This is a genomic window from Pedobacter sp. AC379 (genome assembly GCF_979258145.1).
The window spans coordinates 1,432,050-1,449,963 of sequence record NZ_OZ409839.1 but is presented as its reverse complement, the minus strand read 5'-3'; the positions used below and the strand labels follow the sequence as shown (position 1 = coordinate 1,449,963).

At 42.1% G+C, this 17,914-nt stretch carries 19 protein-coding genes; 7 read left to right on the top strand and 12 right to left on the bottom strand.

Annotated features, from left to right (window positions below; all coding sequences use genetic code 11):
* Positions 1–103: 103 nt before the first annotated feature.
* Entirely contained in the window at positions 104–1,873 is a 1,770-nt protein-coding gene (locus ACZZZW_RS06415; RefSeq protein ID WP_463492616.1) for a reverse transcriptase domain-containing protein, read from the top strand.
* 519 nt (positions 1,874–2,392) lie between these two features.
* Here the strand turns inward: ACZZZW_RS06415 and ACZZZW_RS06410 are convergent.
* From ACZZZW_RS06410 to ACZZZW_RS06380, 7 genes are all read right to left on the bottom strand, one after another.
* Entirely contained in the window at positions 2,393–2,581 is a 189-nt protein-coding gene (locus ACZZZW_RS06410; RefSeq protein ID WP_157255421.1) for a hypothetical protein, read from the bottom strand.
* A 710-nt stretch (positions 2,582–3,291) separates the two neighbouring features.
* The gene (locus ACZZZW_RS06405) at positions 3,292–3,972 is read right to left on the bottom strand and encodes an NADPH-dependent F420 reductase (RefSeq protein ID WP_463492615.1); all 681 of its coding nucleotides are present in this window, start codon (positions 3,970–3,972) and stop codon (positions 3,292–3,294) included.
* A gap of 119 nt (positions 3,973–4,091) precedes the next feature.
* Positions 4,092–4,838 carry an NADPH-dependent F420 reductase gene (locus ACZZZW_RS06400; protein ID WP_463492614.1) on the bottom strand — a complete coding sequence of 249 codons (747 nt, stop codon included), beginning with the start codon at positions 4,836–4,838 and terminating at the stop codon, positions 4,092–4,094.
* A 217-nt stretch (positions 4,839–5,055) separates the two neighbouring features.
* Positions 5,056–5,946 (bottom strand): helix-turn-helix domain-containing protein, encoded by an 891-nt coding sequence (locus tag ACZZZW_RS06395; protein ID WP_463492613.1) that lies wholly within the window; start codon positions 5,944–5,946, stop codon positions 5,056–5,058.
* A gap of 498 nt (positions 5,947–6,444) precedes the next feature.
* The gene (locus ACZZZW_RS06390; RefSeq protein ID WP_463492612.1) at positions 6,445–7,200 is read right to left on the bottom strand and encodes an NADPH-dependent F420 reductase; all 756 of its coding nucleotides are present in this window, start codon (positions 7,198–7,200) and stop codon (positions 6,445–6,447) included.
* Positions 7,197–8,042: an NADPH-dependent F420 reductase gene (locus tag ACZZZW_RS06385; RefSeq protein ID WP_463492611.1), complete on the bottom strand. Its 846-nt coding sequence runs from the start codon at positions 8,040–8,042 to the stop codon at positions 7,197–7,199. The genes ACZZZW_RS06390 and ACZZZW_RS06385 overlap by 4 nt, the downstream gene beginning before the upstream one ends.
* Positions 8,043–8,073: 31 nt before the next feature.
* Complete coding sequence (locus ACZZZW_RS06380) at positions 8,074–8,820, bottom strand: glucose 1-dehydrogenase (RefSeq protein WP_055909744.1); 747 nt, start codon at positions 8,818–8,820, stop codon at positions 8,074–8,076.
* Between the two features lie 141 nt (positions 8,821–8,961).
* On the opposite strand from ACZZZW_RS06380, the gene ACZZZW_RS06375 reads away from it, so the two are divergent.
* The 6 genes from ACZZZW_RS06375 (at position 8,962) to ACZZZW_RS06350 (ending at position 14,427) form a co-directional block, all read left to right on the top strand.
* Positions 8,962–9,324 (top strand): winged helix-turn-helix transcriptional regulator, encoded by a 363-nt coding sequence (locus tag ACZZZW_RS06375; RefSeq protein ID WP_055909743.1) that lies wholly within the window; start codon positions 8,962–8,964, stop codon positions 9,322–9,324.
* A 97-nt stretch (positions 9,325–9,421) separates the two neighbouring features.
* Positions 9,422–10,171, top strand: coding sequence for an NADPH-dependent F420 reductase (locus tag ACZZZW_RS06370; RefSeq protein WP_463492610.1), 750 nt, complete (start codon positions 9,422–9,424; stop codon positions 10,169–10,171).
* Positions 10,172–10,223: 52 nt separating this feature from the next.
* Positions 10,224–11,543, top strand: coding sequence for an NtaA/DmoA family FMN-dependent monooxygenase (locus ACZZZW_RS06365; RefSeq protein WP_463492609.1), 1,320 nt, complete (start codon positions 10,224–10,226; stop codon positions 11,541–11,543).
* 185 nt (positions 11,544–11,728) lie between these two features.
* Positions 11,729–12,547, top strand: a complete 819-nt coding sequence (locus ACZZZW_RS06360) for an SDR family NAD(P)-dependent oxidoreductase (protein ID WP_463492608.1) — start codon at positions 11,729–11,731, stop codon at positions 12,545–12,547.
* A gap of 59 nt (positions 12,548–12,606) precedes the next feature.
* Positions 12,607–13,503, top strand: a complete 897-nt coding sequence (locus tag ACZZZW_RS06355; protein WP_055909734.1) for a helix-turn-helix domain-containing protein — start codon at positions 12,607–12,609, stop codon at positions 13,501–13,503.
* A gap of 699 nt (positions 13,504–14,202) precedes the next feature.
* A complete protein-coding gene (locus ACZZZW_RS06350) occupies positions 14,203–14,427 on the top strand; it encodes a hypothetical protein (protein WP_463492607.1) in 225 nt (74 codons plus the stop codon).
* Between the two features lie 171 nt (positions 14,428–14,598).
* On the opposite strand, the gene ACZZZW_RS06345 is transcribed toward ACZZZW_RS06350, so the two are convergent.
* The 5 genes from ACZZZW_RS06345 to ACZZZW_RS06325 all read right to left on the bottom strand — a co-directional run bounded on the left by ACZZZW_RS06345 (position 14,599) and on the right by ACZZZW_RS06325 (position 17,901).
* Positions 14,599–15,663: a carboxymuconolactone decarboxylase family protein gene (locus tag ACZZZW_RS06345; protein WP_162235811.1), complete on the bottom strand. Its 1,065-nt coding sequence runs from the start codon at positions 15,661–15,663 to the stop codon at positions 14,599–14,601.
* Between the two features lie 4 nt (positions 15,664–15,667).
* Positions 15,668–16,069, bottom strand: coding sequence for a cupin domain-containing protein (locus tag ACZZZW_RS06340; RefSeq protein ID WP_463492606.1), 402 nt, complete (start codon positions 16,067–16,069; stop codon positions 15,668–15,670).
* A gap of 37 nt (positions 16,070–16,106) precedes the next feature.
* Positions 16,107–16,565: a cyclophilin-like fold protein gene (locus ACZZZW_RS06335; RefSeq protein ID WP_463492605.1), complete on the bottom strand. Its 459-nt coding sequence runs from the start codon at positions 16,563–16,565 to the stop codon at positions 16,107–16,109.
* A 25-nt stretch (positions 16,566–16,590) separates the two neighbouring features.
* Positions 16,591–17,337: an SDR family oxidoreductase gene (locus ACZZZW_RS06330; RefSeq protein ID WP_463492604.1), complete on the bottom strand. Its 747-nt coding sequence runs from the start codon at positions 17,335–17,337 to the stop codon at positions 16,591–16,593.
* Positions 17,338–17,421: 84 nt separating this feature from the next.
* Positions 17,422–17,901: a cupin domain-containing protein gene (locus tag ACZZZW_RS06325; protein ID WP_463492603.1), complete on the bottom strand. Its 480-nt coding sequence runs from the start codon at positions 17,899–17,901 to the stop codon at positions 17,422–17,424.
* Positions 17,902–17,914: the final 13 nt, after the last annotated feature.

The following is a 17,914-nucleotide window of genomic DNA, read 5'->3' as shown; positions in this document are numbered from 1 at the left end:
GATTCACTGTCGCAAGTATTAACGGCCGTTCTGTGCACGACAAAGTTGGGAGGCGCTCAAATAGTTCAGTATTTTCTAGTCAGGAACCCCTATCTTTTCTTTTATGCGACCACTTAGAGACTATACTACTGACCGGGTAATCTTGGAAATGCTTTGCAAAATGCGGGTCAAGTTAGCCCACAGGCGTAACAAAGAGCATTTGATCCACATCCATACGGGAAATCCGGCCCACAACTACCATAACACTAAGCCTTCGAAAAATGAAGAAGTATTATGCAGTTTTTTCCCTCCCAGAAAAAAATGGAAGACTGTGCTCAAAAGAAAAAGAATTAAAGATGGCATTCCAGTTAGCAGCAGTGAAAAGACATTGATGTCATTAAATGCCACCCTAAGGTTTTACCGAGCATGCGAACCAGATGCTCCGTTTCTTAGTAAGCTCGATGCCTTCATCAAGGAGATTCAGAATGCCGTACATGGAGGAGATTATCAGATCGGATCGCCTAAGATCATTCCCCAGCTCAAGGAGGACAAAGCTGATCCAGTTAAGGTCAATATATGTCGTCCGATTGCTTCTTTTGGACTAAAGGACAAAATCATATTAAGCATTACCAATAGATATCTTACAGCAATTTTCGACCCACTATTCATTGATAGCTCCTATGCTTTCCGATCAAAAAGGTTGATTAAGGGCAAGATGATGTGCCCTACGCACCATGAGCCAGTAGTGGAGGTAATGGAATACAGGAAGCATTATGGGGATGGCGCACTTTATGTCGCAGAATGTGACATGAAAAAATTCTTCGACACCGTCAACCATTCGGTAATAAAAAAAGTATTTAACCAGTTTTTTAACAGAAAATTGATTAGGGAACAATCAGTCAATGACCTTGCCAATGCAAAAAAAATACTTTTCGATTACTTGAAGGTATACACCTTCAATAAAATGGTGTTGCTCTTAAACAATGACCAGTCCCATTTTAAGACATTCAAGATTCCGAACGGTGAATATGGTTGGGTAAAAAACGAGCTTCTTCAAAGTGGATACTATAAGCATCTTGGCAATGCGCGCATTGGGATACCTCAAGGCGGCGCCCTCTCCGGACTGATAGCCAATGCAGTACTGAATAACGTAGACCGAAAAATCATAAAGCACCAGGATGGCGATTTGTTATATGTGAGATTTTGCGACGATATGCTGATCATCCATCCGAAAAGAGAAAAATGCCTTTCAGCGTTCGAAGCTTACATGCATGGGATAAAAGATCGAAAACTTGCCATTCACATTCCAGTAGCAGCTCCATATAGCAGCCACGCTCACTTTTGGAAGGAAAAATCAAAATATTGTTACAAATGGGGAAGCGACCGGGCTGCCGGATCTCCATGGATTGGTTTTGTTGGATACGAAGTGCACTATCAGGGACATATAAGGGTGCGCAAAAGTTCTTTGATAAAAGAAATGAAGAAACAGTATAAGGTCGTTGGAGATCTAAAATTGATTTTAAAAGACCCATTATGCAGAAGTGAGAAGAACACAATTTATGAATCTGTCGCCAGCAGGCTAATTGGTATGTCAGTCGGGAGGGTTGCACTTTGGAACTACAAAACCATGAAAAACGAAATGTGTTGGGTAAGCGGCTACAAACTTTTAACAGACAATAAATATTCGAGGATTCAGCTTAAAAGATTGGACAGTAGCAGAAACCGGTTGTTATTGAAACTTAGGAAAAAGATTGCAAAGATGAAGGCTGAAGAGCAGAAGCCCGACGCGGAGGAAAATGATTCAATTAAGCAAATTGAACAGACCTACCATGGAAATCCTTACAGCTACTTTTACCAGACGCTGAAAGCAAAAAATGATGAGGCAACAAAATAATTGGCTGCCCCTTTTATGATTACGTTGTGGAATTGCGATATTATATTAGAAATTTTTTTCCGTCAGATATTTTTTTGAGATGCATTAATTTAGATTCAAGTAATATGAGAATAGGTTTCATATTAATGGCAATTGTTAAGGCAGAAGATTTGAATCGATATTGATTATTTCGGTTGAGCATTTCTCTTTTTTCTATACTGCCCCTCAATCTTGTTATTGACCACTTTTTCAAAATTTACTATTGCCTCACAATGTTCATAAAAGTTCGATTTTCCGCCGATTGACTCTACTTAAACGGCAAAAAGCCTTGAAGTTCGAACCTTTTCTTTGAAAGGCGCTCAAATTCAAGGCTTTTTCTTTTTATGATGTTTTCCCAAGAAAAGAAAAAAAACATGGATAAATGCTTTATTACCTGAAAATGAGGCAATTATTAGTTCGATCCTGCTTGGGTTAACCCAATCGGCGAAAATTACTTTAAGCACTGGTTAACAAGCACTTATGGTTCGAACTGATAAATCGCTATGGTTTCTTTTCTTGATTTTCTTTCTTAAAATGATCTTGAACGATTATCTCTGAAAACCTTTTTAATGTTCGAATTACCTCTTGAGCTTCCGCATCAGAATAATGTTTGAACATAGGTAGATCCTTAACTTCCTTAATCGTTATCTCAGTTAAGCGACTGAAATCTAGGTCATCTAGATTTTCCATAACTAAATTTAGAATTGAGTCCATAGAGAAAAGCTTAATAAATAGACAATTGAATTGTGGTTGCGGTATCGATTCAATTACATCCTTCACAAATTATAAGCTCGCAGAAGACCTCCCACAATTAAGCCTCAATCGAACATGAAATAATAACCAAATATAGAGTTATTTCATCCAAGACAACTTAACTTGCATTTAGCCCTCATTTTCAACAATTTGAATTATCAAGAACTCATTATAAAAAACTAAAATTCTTATTTGAATAAAGGAATAAGAATATGAGAATAATACCCTGAAAAACCCATGTTTTAAAGGCTATATCCAAACGATTTAAACCTTGCTGAGTATAAAATAATGAGGGAATTATAATAATACCTTTATTCATATGTGTAGGTAAGGTTGAATTTTTGAAATTTATTCTAGATACTTTGGAAATAATTAATAAAGGAGAAGTATACCTGGTTATCATACTATTAGAATCTTTTGGAAAGGGAATAATGTTATCGATTTAAGTCTGCTTATCGTTTCTGCATAATACTTATCAGTGTCCAAAATTATTTGATACTGACTTATTACTTTAGTCGATAATTATTTTTCTTTTTTTGAATATTTCTGTTTGGCTCAGCGCCGGAAAAATAATTATACATACCCGTCTTATGCAATTCAGGTATGTATAATTAAAGGAATAGTTTTACATCAGCTATGCCAAAATTCTATAAAAACGGACGAATCGCTTCGTCTGCCATTTCAAGATATTGAGCACGCTTGCTTTCGTCAGCTTCTTGCAGCGCGGCTGCTAAACTTTCCTTGTCCAGGTCCTGACAATAGGCGGGCGTACCGGGCTGCTGTCTCCAGGATTTGGAAAGCAATCCACCATCGATAGCGTCAAAACCAATTTCGTTAATAAGCGCTTGAACGGTCTGTTTATGTTCTTCCGGATCACCTGCAACAGATATAGCGATACGCTCAGGGCTTCCTTCGGGTTTTGATTTTGAAGCCAAGCTTGTCGAAAGAATATTGTTGAAAGCTTTGATTACAGCATGGCCCAACACTTTTGCAGTCCATTCACTATCCGTCAATCCCCTTTCAAGATCAATATTCTCTCCATCACGGGATGGATAATAATTACCGGCATCTACAATAATTGCCTTTGTGGCGGCCAAGATAGCAACCGGAAGCTTTTCCAATGCAGTTGGAGGTACAGCGACAATGATGATGTCCTTCACTCCTGCCGCCTGTTCTACCGTCACCGCTGTTGCACCAGTTTTGTCGGCGATCTCTCCCAAAGATTCCGGTCCGCGTGAATTCGCAATTTTCACCTTATGCCCTAAGGCAGTTAAATGTCCGGCTAATGTACTTCCAACCATACCGGATCCGATTATTCCTATTTCCATTTTAATATATATTAGTTTAAATGTTACTTGTGCTTACTGTGTTCTCAATCCTAAGGATAAGCCATTGTCACTTTATCTGCCTTAATTCAATAAGTGAATCCTGAATTTATTTGGAGTAGCTATATCAAATTTACTGACGATCCTGAGCGCATCAGGGCAACTGTTTCCTCATGAGAAGCCGGTGGATCAGCTTTTATTAATTGGTCTATAATAAAATCCCTTCTGGCAGGGCCTTTTCCTTTTTCAGCTTTGGGAAGTGCCAGTTCGAGTTCTTCTGCATTTAGTTCCGTACAAAAAGCTGGAGTTCCAGGTTCCTGCCTCCACGACAAGGCCAGACTTCCGCCATCTACAGTATCGAAGCCCATTTGATCAACCAGTTCAGCCGCTATTTTCTTATGCTCATCGTTATCGCCGGCTACCGATACAGCTATCCTGCCTTTTTCCCCGGCAGCTTTACCGTTATGCTTGAGCGTGTATCCCAGTAACATATTAAAAACTTTCACAACCGGCCTTCCCAATAACTCGGAAATATATTCACTTTCCGTTTTTCCTGCCAAGCCCTCAAGCTCGCCATCACGTAAAGGAGAATTATTAGAGGTATCCATAATGACAACCTCTTCGGGCACATCCTGAAACAAACTTTTCGGCAGGTCTTTATAGCCGCTGAAGGGAATGGATAAAATAATGGCCTCCACATCTTTAACCACGTATTCAAGTGTTGCAGCCTTTGCTCCCAAACTTTCTGCAATTTTGCTGAGCTCAGCGAAATCCTGGGTGTTGGTTACCTTAACCTGATTCCCTGCTTGCGACAATTTTTCTACCAGTGTGCTACCCATAACACCTGTTCCAATAATTCCTATTTTCATAATTTAAGTATTTAACGTTTTTATTTTTTTTTAATTTTAAGTTTTTTGTTCTGTACTGTTAGAATTTCCTTGGTCCAGTCACAAAATTTAGCAAGCCAGAGGCCTAGGCCTCTCCATCTGTTACCTAAAGATGGAGGCCTTTATTTTGGGAGTTGATCATCTTTGAAAAGGTGTTCGACCTGTTGATACGGTTGAGCTGAACCTAGACCAGGATGTCCTAATTCAATAAGTTATCCCTGAATTTGTTGGGAGTACTGCCTACCTCTTTTTTAAACAGACGCGAGAAGTAGGTAAGATTCTCAAAACCAAGCGCCAAGGAAATCTCTGATATGTTCATATCACCCGCCGTAAGCATATTCTTTGCCTCAGCAATTAAAAAAAGGTGGATAAGTTCCAAAGTGGTTTTACCCGTTTCTTCTTTGAGCAGGTCGGTTAAATAACGGGGCGAAATATGCATCTTTTCCGCCAGTGAAGCCACACTAGGCAGCCCGGTATGCTTCAATTTTCTTTCTTCGAGATCTGCTGCGAGCAAAGCGTTGAACCTGGTAACTGTTGCCCCACTTAATGCTGTCCGGTTAATAAACTGTCGTTTATAAAAACGGTGCGCATATTTCAGTATCGAATCAATATGACTGATGATGATCATTTTGCTATGTTCGTCCGTATTATTGTTATACTCCTTTTCTATCGCGAAATACAGGTTCCAGATGATACTTTCTTCGGTTGGTGAAAGATGCAGTGCCTCATTGACCTCGTAGTCGAAATAGCCGTACTTTTTAATCTCACTATAGAGCGAAGTTCCAGGTAAGTAGTCCTCGTGGATAATGATCATAAACCCCTTTTCCTTTAGTTCGGTATTTTTGAACAGTACTCTCTGTTGCGGCTTGATGAACGACATAGCGCCAAGGTCATGGTCATACTTGGTTTTTCCGTAGCGGATTATCCCTGATTTTAGCTTTTTGAATCCAATAATATAAAATGCCGAAGTAAATTCGAGGTCGCTGATGCCGGTGCAACTATCACCGTAAGCCACACTGAAAAGAGGGTCTTCAGGCGGCTTGAACCCAAGAACTTCATACAGTTCGCTTATTTTTTTGAAATGCTTCATATTGTTACAATTTAAATCTGGATTTGGTAAATCGAGGTTCCGCTGCTGTTGTTTTTTTTAACCATGTTCCGCCACAGCAACATCCTGCCAGGCTGAATAGTATAAGACAAATTTCCGTTAATAACCGACAGCTTTTATGATACAGAAGTAGACAATTTTGAAACATTTTAACGTCTGACCATTATTATAGGAAACCGTTGTTTGTAGTAACGAGACAAATTAGTTTCAGCACCGTCATCAATCACCTGTTGGCATTTTACCTTACATCTAAGTTCCTTTCCGGAACAAAATCAACTCGAATTAAACTAAATTAAGCAGTATAGTATGAATGCTTGCTATTTTGCGCAAAAATCCACCTTATCATGGGAGAGGCCTATACGAACGTGGTCACAGCTAGAAAAGAAAAATCTCAATAGTGCAAGGTGACGGCTATTGAGATTAATTCGTATTTATATCTTTTGAAAGTTCTGTCTCTAGACAATGGAAGGACAGCGGTTGTTAACTTGTTTTTAGATTTTTAGGGAATAGCGAACGATTATATTCAACTATCTCCTCATGCGAGGGCTGACTGGTGCGTTCCGAAAATAATTTAATCACCGAGTCCCTGATCTGAGGCGCTACTGCCCTTATGCCGTCCTGGAGTGCCCGTTCAAGCTCCCCTGCATTTAATTCTGTGCAATAGGCCGGAGTTCCTGGCTGATGCCTCCATGAGTTTTCCAGATCACCGGCATCAACAACATCAAAGCCTGCTTCATTTACGAGCCTGGATATAATTGCTTTGTCCTTTACCTCATCGCCTGAAATCGCCATCGCAATACGATCTGGTGCGCCTTCCGGTCTTCCTTTCGCCACCAGGGTTTCTGCCAGCAGATTATTGAACGCCTTAACTACTGGACGGCCGATTTGTTCGGCAACCCATACGCTCTCTACCTTACCTTTCTTGATTTCATCAATGTCAGCATCCCGGAAGGGATAGTAGTTGGAAGTATCCACTACAATGGTATCTTTTGGCACCTGGTCAAACAAGTTTTTTGGCAGTCTCGGAATGGCTATGGTGGGTACCGATAATATGACTACATCCACATCCTTAACTAGATCACCTACTGTTGCAGCCGATGCTCCGAGTTCACTTGCCTTCTTTTCCAGTTCATCGAATTCGCCCGAATTGCTTACCGAAACCTGATGCCCTGCTGCCACCATCTTTTTTGCTATTGTGCCTCCAATGGCACCTGTTCCTATAATTCCTATTTTCATTTTTTGATATTTAAATGTGATTTTTCTTCAATTATACTATAGATCTTATTGTTGTTTTTTCTTGGCGGAAGCTGGTTGATTGCCCGGTTAATATCAACTGCGTGGTCTACAAAGCCATCAGGATAATTGCCCAGCACTACGTTATTGAAATAGCTGTCGTCAAGTTCCTTCATCTTTCCAAAGGCCCGTTCCTGCTTTTCTCTCAGCTCCTCTTTCTTTGCCTTTTTGCGTGCATCTATAAGTTCCGTTAAGGTCAGGTCTGTACAGTACGCAGGGCCACAAGCTTGCTGACGCCAGGAATCTTCGAGTTGTCCGGCATCCAGCGCATCAAACCCGGCTTCATCCACCAATCCCCTCACCACATCAACAGCCTGTTGAACGTCGCCCGAAACAGCCAGGGCGATCCTGCCGGCAGTTCCCGAGGCCTTGCCTTCTGTAGCCATGCTATAGGCAGCGATATTACTGAATGCCTTGATAACAGGTCTTCCAAACTGTTGCTGCACCCAGACACTGTTAACCATGCCTTTATCAATAGCCTCAATATTCCCATCCCGGTGTGGCCAGTAATTAGTGGTCTCCACTATGATCGTTGAGGAAGCTATTTTCCCTTTAAGGGTTTCAACAAGGTCTGGTATATTGACCAAGGGGATTGATACGATCAGGACATCAATATCCTGCACAACTTCGCCTACCTCTACGGCCTCTGCTCCTGCTGGATCGGCCACAGCCTGAATTGCTACTTTTCCTTTACGGTCGGCTAGCTTGAGCTGGTGCCCACAGGCACTAAACTTTTTGGCCAGTATCTGGCCAATTAGGCCAGCACCGATTATTCCTATCTTCATTTCTTATCTTTTAACTTCTCATATAATCACATTACTTGGCCGTCATGCCACCATCTACCTTATATTCGGCAGCTGTCAGGTAAGATGCCTCATCCGATGCCAGAAACAATACCAGATGGGAAATTTCTACTGGCTCGGCAAACCGCCCCATCGGTGTGGGCTCAAGCAGCTTCGGATCATCAAAAACACTTATATCAGGAACAATATTTGTCCTTACCCCGCCAGGATGCACCGAGTTAACACGAATGTTTCTGGTTGCATATTCCAGTGCAGCCATTTTTGTAAGGCCTGTTACGGCAAACTTGCTACCCACATAAGCTGCATTGGGTGAGCCGGGCGCCACCTGCAGTCCTGAGACCGAAGAGATATTTACGATCGAGCCTTTCCCAGCTTTCAGCATGGAAGGGATTACGGTTTTCATGCCCAGGAATGTCCCATCTGCATTGATGGCCATAACTTTTTTATATTCCTGATAATCCAGTTCGGCAACATTGGCAAAGGCTCCCGTAATGCCGGCATTGTTCACAAGAACGGTTACCGGTCCAAATTTTTCCTCTGCAACCTTAAGTACTTCTTCCCACTGTTCCTGGTTGGTCACATCATGCTTTAGGAATATGACGTTCTCTCCAAGCTCATCAGCGAGCAGTTTTCCTTCTTGTTCCAGTACGTCGCTCAGTATCAGCTTGGCCCCTTCCTGGGCGAACAATCGTGCATGGGCCTCGCCCATTCCCCTTGCGGCACCTGTAATGATGGCCACCTTTCCTTCGAGTCTTTTCATATGATATTTTTTGGTAGTCAATAAATAGATCGCTTCACTAACAATAGCAATCAGCCAATTAAATAACTATTGCAAAGTTATCAGATATTGCTTTCCTTTGTATACTACTTTCCCAAAGGAAAGTGAAATAATACAAAGACAATGGCTAAAAAAAAGGAACACTGTGATTGTTTGAATACAATTAAACCAGTTAGGGATGCACTCGATGTGATCAGCGGTAAATGGAAACTTCCGATCATTATCTCGGTTGGTGTGGGCAACGACCGATTTACGGACATACAGCAAAGCATCCCCGGAATAACTCCAAAGGTGTTGGCCAAGGAACTCAGGGAACTCGAACAACATAGACTTTTAAAACGCTCTGTTGTGGGCGACTACCCTGTTAAGATTCTATATACTCTGGAAAGTTATGCCGATACCTTAACCCCAATCATATATTCACTGAAAGATTGGGGAGTAAACCACAGAACATTTGTTACCGATAAATGTGGGCTTAATTCCTAGAGGCATCAATTATCTTACTTTCCTTTGGGAAAGCACTATATAAAGTATAGCCATTCGCGACTAACTTTGCATCACGACTTTATTTAAATTTAAGTGTATGAAAATTGGAATAATAGGTACAGGATACATCGGGAAGACATTGGCGCTAAAGCTGGCAAAAGCCGGACATGAGGTGACGGTAGCAAATTCCAGGTCGCCGGAGAATATGGATAAAGAAGTCCTTACCACCGGAGCTGTGGCAGTAACGGCGCAACAGGCAGCACAGGATAAGGATGTAATCATTTTGTCTACTCCCTTAGACCAGATCACTAAGGTTGCACCGCTATTTGCAGAGGTGCAGCAAAGTGTAACAGTAATCGATACCTCTAACTACATACCTGCACGCGACAGCAGAATTGAGCGTCTAGAAGCAGGTCAAGTTGAAAGTCTATGGGTTCAAGAACAGCTCGGACGTCCCATTGCCAAAGCATGGAATGCAGTCCTGGCATATTCTCTTGCCGCAAATGGCAGACCTGCCGGAGAACCAGGCCGTATTGCCATTCCCATAGCCGCCGACCGCGAAATTGATCGGGAGATTACCAAGCGGTTGGTAGAGGATACCGGATTCGATGCCTTTTACACAGGCTCCCTAGAAAATTCCTGGAGGCAGCAACCAGGAGCACCTGCATACTGTACCGATCTTACCATAGAGGAATTATCAAAAGTGATTGATACCGCAGAAAAAGAGCGTTTGCCCAAACGCAGGGATTTTTCGGTTCAGATCATCACAGAACGGATGAATGGCATCTCCAATAAAAATGCCGACTGGGATTTCATCCTTCGTCTTAACCGTACGTTGTACATGTAAGGGTCAAACGCAACTTAGGTCCCCAAAAATAAAAAACAGATAAAATTTTAATATGGAAAGACAGATGCTGATTGGCCTGCACCTGGGAAACGGATATGGTTCCCAGCCCGGCGCATGGCGTATGCCTGGAGTTGACCCCAAAAGTTATACGAGTTTTGATGCAAGGGTAAAACAAGCCCAGGCGGCAGAGCGTGGAAAGTTCCAGTTTATATTCCTGCCGGATGGTCCGGGAGCGATCATGGCCGATATTGGTACCGAATCGCCCAACTTCAACCTCGATGTAATGATGACCCTGGCCGCAGTTGCGAGGGAAACGGAATATATTGGGCTGGTTGCCACTGGCTCGACCACCTTTAATGAACCTTTCAACTTAGCAAGGCAGTTTAAGGCGCTGGATATCATGAGCCACGGCAGGGCGGGTTGGAACGCAATCACTTCAAGTGGCGATGATGTTGCGGCTAATTACGGAAAAAGTATCCCATCGAGCGAGGAACGATACGGCCGTGCCCATGAGGTCATTCAGATCATCCAGGCACTTTGGGGCAGTTGGGGAAAAGAAGCTTGGGTGCACAACCAGGAAACAGGAATATTTGCACACAAAGACCAGATTGCGCCAATTAATCTTCAGGGAAAGTTTGCAGGCTCAAGGGGCCCTCTTTATATCCCACCCTCAGAGCAGGGACAGCCGATTATATTCCACGCCGGCGGCAGTCCAAATGCGCATGAACTGGCCGGGCGGTTTGCTAGCGCCGTGATTGGCTCCGCTTTTACAATTGAAGACGCGAAGGCACAACGCAATGCGTTCAGGGTTGCGGCAGAACGTTATGGACGCGATGCCGACGAGATCAAATACATTCCAGGCTTGATGACCACGATTGCCAAGGATAGGCGCACAGCACTCGATCGTCGTATTCAGATGACCGAACATCTGTTTCCACAAAGGATTGCCTACCTGCAACAAATGCTGGGAATACCTCTGGCTATTAATCATATAAACGAACCAATCCCAAAGGCGAAATTAGACCTTGCACGCCCTTCACGATACGACCCGCGATCATCACATGCGCTAAAAATTGCGAAAGAAGGCTGGAGTTTACGTGATATCCTTGCCCATGGCGTGATAGACTATCATCCTGTGATCGTAGGCCCAGGCGTTGAGGCAGCAGACCACATGCAGTCATGGTTTGAGGCCGGGGCAGCTGATGGATTCTGGATCTCACCCGATGTTGATTCAGATGGAATAGACGCTTTTGTAAATGAAGTGGTCCCGATCCTGCAAAAACGGGGATTATTTCATCAGGAATATGAAGGCAAAACCCTCCGAGAACATCTTGGTGCACCTGACCAATATGGAACCGATCCGCGTGTTTAAAGCTTGCAGAGTATACTCCCAATGAATGTTTCCTAAAAGGAAATATTCCGTAGAATATGAGAATAAAAAGCCTTTCATAACGTAAAGGCAACGTAAAAACGTTCCATTATTGCCTACTTTTGTATCACTATAGCACTGAATGATTGACCGAACTTTGTCATTATCAATTACTAAAATATAACATAATGGCAAAGACAATTTTTATAACAGGCGCATCCCGCGGATTTGGCAGTATCTGGACAGAAGCGTTCCTAAAACGCGGAGACAACGTAGTTGCAGCTGTCCGTAATCCCTATGCACTGGAAGACCTTATAAAGGAATTTCCATCAAATCTATTGGTCCTGGAACTTGATGTAACCGATAAAGAGATGAGCTTTGAATCGATGCAAACTGCAAAGGCACACTTTGGCCGCATAGACGTACTGATAAATAACGCTGGCTTCGGACATGTAGGAGCTGTAGAAGAGTTGAGCGAGCAGGATGTCAGGAAACAATTTGAAACAAATGTACTGGGTTCGTTATGGACCATGCAGGCGGTCTTGCCGATCATGCGGGAGCAGAAATCGGGGCACATCATTCAGCTTTCGAGTGCGCTTGGCCTTAATACGGTATCCTTGATGGGCTTGTACAGTGCATCAAAGTTCGCAATCGAAGGCCTTACAGAAACGCTGGCTGGCGAAGTGGGCGGTTTTGGCATTAAGGTAACCATACTGGAACCGGGTGGTTTCTCAACGGATTTCTTCGGCACCAAGTCCCTTGCATCAAGCGAGCCAACAGCTGCTTACGATGACATCAGGATGGACTTTTATAAGCATGCCACAGAACAGGACTCGGGCAAACCTACGGCAACCGTTGGAGCGATCCTAAAACTGGTGGATACGGATAATCCCCCGTTAAGGCTGTTATTGGGCAAAACAACATTACCTTGGGTAAAATATACTTACGAAGAGCGCTTAAAGACATGGGAATCATGGCAGGATGTTTCTGTCGCAGCCCATGGCTAACAGAAGTTTAACTTTGCAGGGTTTGGATTTACCGAATCCTGCTTTTATGAAAGCTAGATATGGATCATTTCAAAAAAATTAGCGAGCTGCACGAAGCGCTTGGCGTAAAACCTCCGGAACATCCACTTTTTAGCGTGGCCTACGGTGAGCGGGAAGCTTGTGATGGCAACAGTATAATCGAATTTTCCCCGGAATTTTACGTTATAGGGTTTAAAAAGCTAAGAGCTGGCAGTATGCAGTATGGAAAAACAAAATATGACCACGACCGTGGCTCGATGTCTTTTGTAAGGCCCCGCCAGAAAGTTTCCTTTAAAAATGTCGAATTGGAAGAGAAAGGCTTTCTGATCATGATCCACGAAGACTTCCTGCCCGGAACCAGCCTTTACCATGAAATTAAAAAATACGGCTATTTCGATTATGAGGTGAATGAGGCCTTGCACCTTTCACCCGCAGAGGAAGACATCATCTGGAACCTCTACTTCAGCATAGAAAAAGAATATAACAACAATACCGACGAGCTGAGCAAGGCCATCATTATCAGCCATCTTGACGCCATGCTCAAATATGCACAGCGTTTTTATAAAAGGCAATTTATAAATCGTTCGCAACTATCAGGGTCAACACTTACAAAGTTCCAGGAGCTGCTTACAGCTAATTTCCAGGAGCGGGAAACCAAGGAAACTGGCCTTCCCACTGTTGCGCTAATGGCAGAAAAACTGCATATATCTCCCCGTTACCTAACCGATCTGTTGAAGGGAGAAACAGGTAAAACGGCACTGGAACTGATCCATCTTTTTCTGATAGGAGAAGCGAAAAACCTATTGGCTGAAGGCGATCTGAATGTCTCGGAGATCTCGCATCTACTTGGTTTTGAGAACACCACTTATTTTTCTCGCCTGTTCAAAAAAGAAGTGGGTACTTCACCGAATCAATTCAAAGACCAATTTTTGAATTAAAAAGCCGTCAACATTATTTAAAACAGTTTAAAATGTCAAACATTTGATAGACTTTAAATAAGCCTTCGGCTGTAATTAATCTCCTTTTGAAAAAAAGCTAATTTTTAACATAAAACGTTATAGATCAATAAAATTCGTTAATGTTTGCAACATGAAATTCGTGGTAAACATAGTGCTATTATTTTTATTCTGAGAACCCTTGCTTTTAGTAACGATTGTTTTGGTTAGGAGATGATTACCACAGATATTTTTCCATCAGTAGAGCTAGCGCAAAATATTTTATTCTAAAAAAACATTTTTCCCTATCAACCTTAATTAGGGGAAACAGATCCCAGTTACTAGAATATAAGTATTAATAACTGGGATCTTGAGTATGGTTTAAATTTTGCGTCTTTACTCGTTATATTGATTACCCGCAGTGTCAATCTACTTAAGTCGACTGCGCTCAGGATGACAATGCGAGCAAGGAAAATTGTTTAGGTATTATACGATAATCGTTTTGGACTTGACAGAAGAACAGAATCCCTTAGCTGACCATTTTTCCCTTAGTTTACTTGTAAGTTTTTTCATAACTTTTCTTTCTTCGATACTGCCCTTCAATCTTATTTTTTAAAGTTTTTTCAAAATTAACAACTGCTTCACAATGCTCGAAGAGGGTCGAACTTCCGCGGATTGACTCTACTAAAACGGCAAAAAGCCTTGAAGTTCGAACTCTTTCCTAGAAAGAAGCTCAAATTCAAGGCTTTTTCTTTTTATGATGGTTTCCCAAGAAAAGCAAAAAAAAAACGCATAAATGCATTATTGCCTGAAAATGAAGTAATTACTAGTTCGATCCTGCTTGGGTTAACCCAACAGGCGAAAGTTATTTTAAGCCCTGGCTTACAGATATTTATGGTTCGAACTAACAAATCGTTATGTGGGTAAACCGTGGTCAATTGACCCAGTCTCGCCAATAATAGATTTATTATAACACACTATTTTAAGAGCACTTTCAAATAATTAGAAGTTGTGGCAATGGGGTCAACTGAATTGGTTTGCTCACTATATGGCAACAACCTTATGTTTAACAATCCTTATTTTATAACCCTCGCACAATTAATTTAATTTTTTGAAAATTTCCTGCATAGTTTGCTTATCCATGCTAACCATATCCACCAGTTTTAATGTTTTGACCATTTTTAGCGTTGCAGTCTTGTAATGTAGGAAGTGCTGGGTATTAAGATGCGATTGATAAGCAGCTTTGTTAGCATAAATCTCAATTATTCTAATCTCGGTGACTGTTTCTTTTTGGAACATTGGAAAAATTGCAATCACACCGGGCTCTAGCTTTACAGAAGCTGACGCCTCTTCTTTTAAGATAGCGTTATATTCCTGCAGGTACTCCGGCAGGATTTCAATTTCAGAAATACGTACCATCATATCCTCATCGTCAATTGGCGTGGTAGTAATCGATAGGACATTTCTCAGTGAATTTGCCTGTGTTCTGCTAACATGCTTCTCTATCATTTTTGCAATTTCTGCCAACTGCGTTAGCGTAATCCCGGTATTCATTCCAAATTTTACGTGGGACTGTAATTGCGACTCCACACCCTGCATCGCGGCCAGGGCAGAAATAGTTACCAGTTCTCTTTGCTGATAGGTCAGCACATCACTCTGGAAAACATCGGCAAATAAATGTTCCTTCAAAAAGGCATCAATCCTTGGAGCGAATTCACCAAATCCTCGTGCCGGCTTAGCTTGGGGCATACTTGTTAGCGTTTCCAGAACCTTTCTTCCCCGTTCATAATTGTCCCCCGAACTGCGCTCTAAACTAATTTTCTTTCCCTCTTTATCACTGATGGCTCTGGATTTCCGCTCTTCGATTACCTTCATATAAACATTAATCGCATTCAGGCTTCTGGGAAACCCGCAATAGGCATAAAGTTGTACCAAAACTTCCTTGATTTCATTGACGGTAAGCCCTGCATCAAGTGCAGTGTTTAACTGTACCTTAAGGTTTGCCATATCGCCCGTCGCGGTAAGTGATGATATAGCCACCAGACTTTTTTGTGGCTGACTTAACGGACCACTAGTGCCAGTTTCAATTTGTGCGTTCATTGTTTTACTGCTTATGATTAAGGTCAGGCAAATCACCCATTTGATAATGCTATGCTTTTCCATAATGTTATTGATTTACCTCATAAAATTCCTCGTCTGTTACTGGATTGAGCCAGGTCACATTTTCATCCCCACTGTAATTGGTAATGGTGATGTGAACCATTTTGCCAAGAGCCGATGCCCCATGCCAGTGTATCACATTTTCTGGAATATTTACTACATCACCTTTTTTTATCGGCTGTGCAATTTTGCCTTGTTCCTGATAAAAACCGTTGCCTTCAATAACAATCAGTACCTGTCCTTTTGGATGGGTATGCCAATTGGTTCTTGCCCCAGGTTCAAAGGTCACGTTACCAGCTGAAAAACCATTATTGTTGTCCCTTGCAACTAGTGGATATAAATATGCTTTTCCTATAAACCAATCCTTAGATAACGGTTCGCCCAATGGGAATATTTCTCTTGTCTCCATTATTGTAAAATTTAAAAGATTTATTCAATGATGTAAGCTATTGCAGTTCAAATTTTACTGTTACGTTGCCAGATCCCAATGCTGCAGAAAGGCCAGTAGGGTTATCCACTTTTGCAATCCTTGTATAATTATAGGAAGTAGAAAACGTTTTATAAAAAAGAACCAACGTATTGGAACCGTACAGCAACAAGTCTCCGGTTTGAATCGTTCCAGGGTTTGAGGCATTTGCCGGCAATGCTGCAGAAAGATCGAAATATTTCTCATTGTCATTCAGCTCGGTCATATTCAAGGTAAGTGGCAATTTGGCCTTGAAGGCATTTCCCGCGGTATTGGTATTCAATGTGGCTGTATACACGGCGGTGCCTATCGTTATCTTCATTTTACTTCCTGTTGTATTATTCGGGTCTCCGATATTATTTCCATTCTCTGATGTTATTTCTTGACTGTTTTCTTTCCCACAGCTTGACATACTTAAAGATAAGGAAATTAGTATCATAAGGGTTATAAACCAATGTTTCATCTTATAGTTCTTGGGATGTTGGACGGAAGATAATTTCATTGATATCTACATCTTCTGGCTGGCTGATCGCAAAGGCAACCACACGGCCAAACGAATCCGGGCTGATGCCAACAGATCCCACATAGTCTTGATTTGCCTGTTGGATATCCTCATCGGTGATATGCTCCAACAGCTCAGTTTTTACGGCACCCGGACAAACGATCATTGTTCGGATATTATATGGCTTTAGCTCCATCCGTACTCCTTCTGTCAAGGCACGAACGGCAAATTTAGTTGCTGAATAAACAGCCGAACCAGTGAATATTTTATGCCCTGCGACAGAAGAAGTATTGATAATCTGACCTGATTTTTGCTCCTTCATATAAGGGAGTACGGCGGCAACCCCATTGAGCACTCCTTTGATGTTCACATCGATCATCTTATCCCATTCGTCCACATTAAGCCGGTCTATTGGGGACAACGGCATGATGCCGGCATTATTCAGGATCACATCCACCCGACCAAATTCTTTCACCGCCGAATCGACCAGTCCTTTTACCTCTTCCCGCTTGGTCACATCTACGGTCACCGCCAGCGCTTTTCCACCATTTGAGTTAATCTCCATTGCCAGATGTTTGATCCTTTCAGCCCTTCTGGCGCCCAATACCACTGTTGCACCGAGCTGGGCAAGGTACTTTGAGGCAGCCTCGCCAAGCCCACTGCTTGCCCCGGTGATGACAATTACTTTATCTCGTATATTATTTTCCAAGGTTTTATAATTTTTAATAATTTTTTTTTCTGACTACAATTGCGCTCAAAACGTATGCGGCTGATAAGCAAAACTTCTATAAATTTAATTTTTCGAATATTCTTCATCTGTAACTTTCATCAGCCAGCTCACGATTCCCTTTTCAGTTTTGGGAAGTATGTACATCTGCAGCATTCCCGTATCGGGACTTGCCCCATGCCAGTGCTCTACATTGGGCGGGCATTTTACAATATCTCCTTTTTTAAGGAATTGTTTTGGCTTACCTTTAATCTGATGGTATCCAGTACCATCGGTGATGATCAGGATTTGGCCCGAGGGATGTTTGTGCCAGTTGCTCCTTCCTCCAGCCTCGAAATATACGTTACCGACAACGGTGTTATAAACCGAATCATTCTCTACCAGCCCAACATTCCAGGCCTTTCCTGTGAAATTTTCAGTTGGCCCAGGTGTTCCTTTCGGAAAAATAAAATTAGGTGTCTGATCAGTCTTTTTATAGCTTTGGGCTCTTCCAGCAGTACTAAAAAGCATCAATGTAGCAATTGCGGTTATTGTTAATACCTTCATATGTTATAATATT

Bases quoted from the DNA above. Each gene is read 5' to 3' on its own strand.
- ACZZZW_RS06415 (WP_463492616.1), top strand. From the start codon at position 104: ATGCGACCACTTAGAGACTATACTACTGACCGGGTAATCTTGGAAATG.
- ACZZZW_RS06410 (WP_157255421.1), bottom strand. From the start codon at position 2,581: ATGGAAAATCTAGATGACCTAGATTTCAGTCGCTTAACTGAGATAACG.
- ACZZZW_RS06405 (WP_463492615.1), bottom strand. From the start codon at position 3,972: ATGGAAATAGGAATAATCGGATCCGGTATGGTTGGAAGTACATTAGCC.
- ACZZZW_RS06400 (WP_463492614.1), bottom strand. From the start codon at position 4,838: ATGAAAATAGGAATTATTGGAACAGGTGTTATGGGTAGCACACTGGTA.
- ACZZZW_RS06395 (WP_463492613.1), bottom strand. From the start codon at position 5,946: ATGAAGCATTTCAAAAAAATAAGCGAACTGTATGAAGTTCTTGGGTTC.
- ACZZZW_RS06390 (WP_463492612.1), bottom strand. From the start codon at position 7,200: ATGAAAATAGGAATTATAGGAACAGGTGCCATTGGAGGCACAATAGCA.
- ACZZZW_RS06385 (WP_463492611.1), bottom strand. From the start codon at position 8,042: ATGAAGATAGGAATAATCGGTGCTGGCCTAATTGGCCAGATACTGGCC.
- ACZZZW_RS06380 (WP_055909744.1), bottom strand. From the start codon at position 8,820: ATGAAAAGACTCGAAGGAAAGGTGGCCATCATTACAGGTGCCGCAAGG.
- ACZZZW_RS06375 (WP_055909743.1), top strand. From the start codon at position 8,962: ATGGCTAAAAAAAAGGAACACTGTGATTGTTTGAATACAATTAAACCA.
- ACZZZW_RS06370 (WP_463492610.1), top strand. From the start codon at position 9,422: ATGAAAATTGGAATAATAGGTACAGGATACATCGGGAAGACATTGGCG.
- ACZZZW_RS06365 (WP_463492609.1), top strand. From the start codon at position 10,224: ATGGAAAGACAGATGCTGATTGGCCTGCACCTGGGAAACGGATATGGT.
- ACZZZW_RS06360 (WP_463492608.1), top strand. From the start codon at position 11,729: ATGGCAAAGACAATTTTTATAACAGGCGCATCCCGCGGATTTGGCAGT.
- ACZZZW_RS06355 (WP_055909734.1), top strand. From the start codon at position 12,607: ATGGATCATTTCAAAAAAATTAGCGAGCTGCACGAAGCGCTTGGCGTA.
- ACZZZW_RS06345 (WP_162235811.1), bottom strand. From the start codon at position 15,663: ATGGAAAAGCATAGCATTATCAAATGGGTGATTTGCCTGACCTTAATC.
- ACZZZW_RS06340 (WP_463492606.1), bottom strand. From the start codon at position 16,069: ATGGAGACAAGAGAAATATTCCCATTGGGCGAACCGTTATCTAAGGAT.
- ACZZZW_RS06335 (WP_463492605.1), bottom strand. From the start codon at position 16,565: ATGATACTAATTTCCTTATCTTTAAGTATGTCAAGCTGTGGGAAAGAA.
- ACZZZW_RS06325 (WP_463492603.1), bottom strand. From the start codon at position 17,901: ATGAAGGTATTAACAATAACCGCAATTGCTACATTGATGCTTTTTAGT.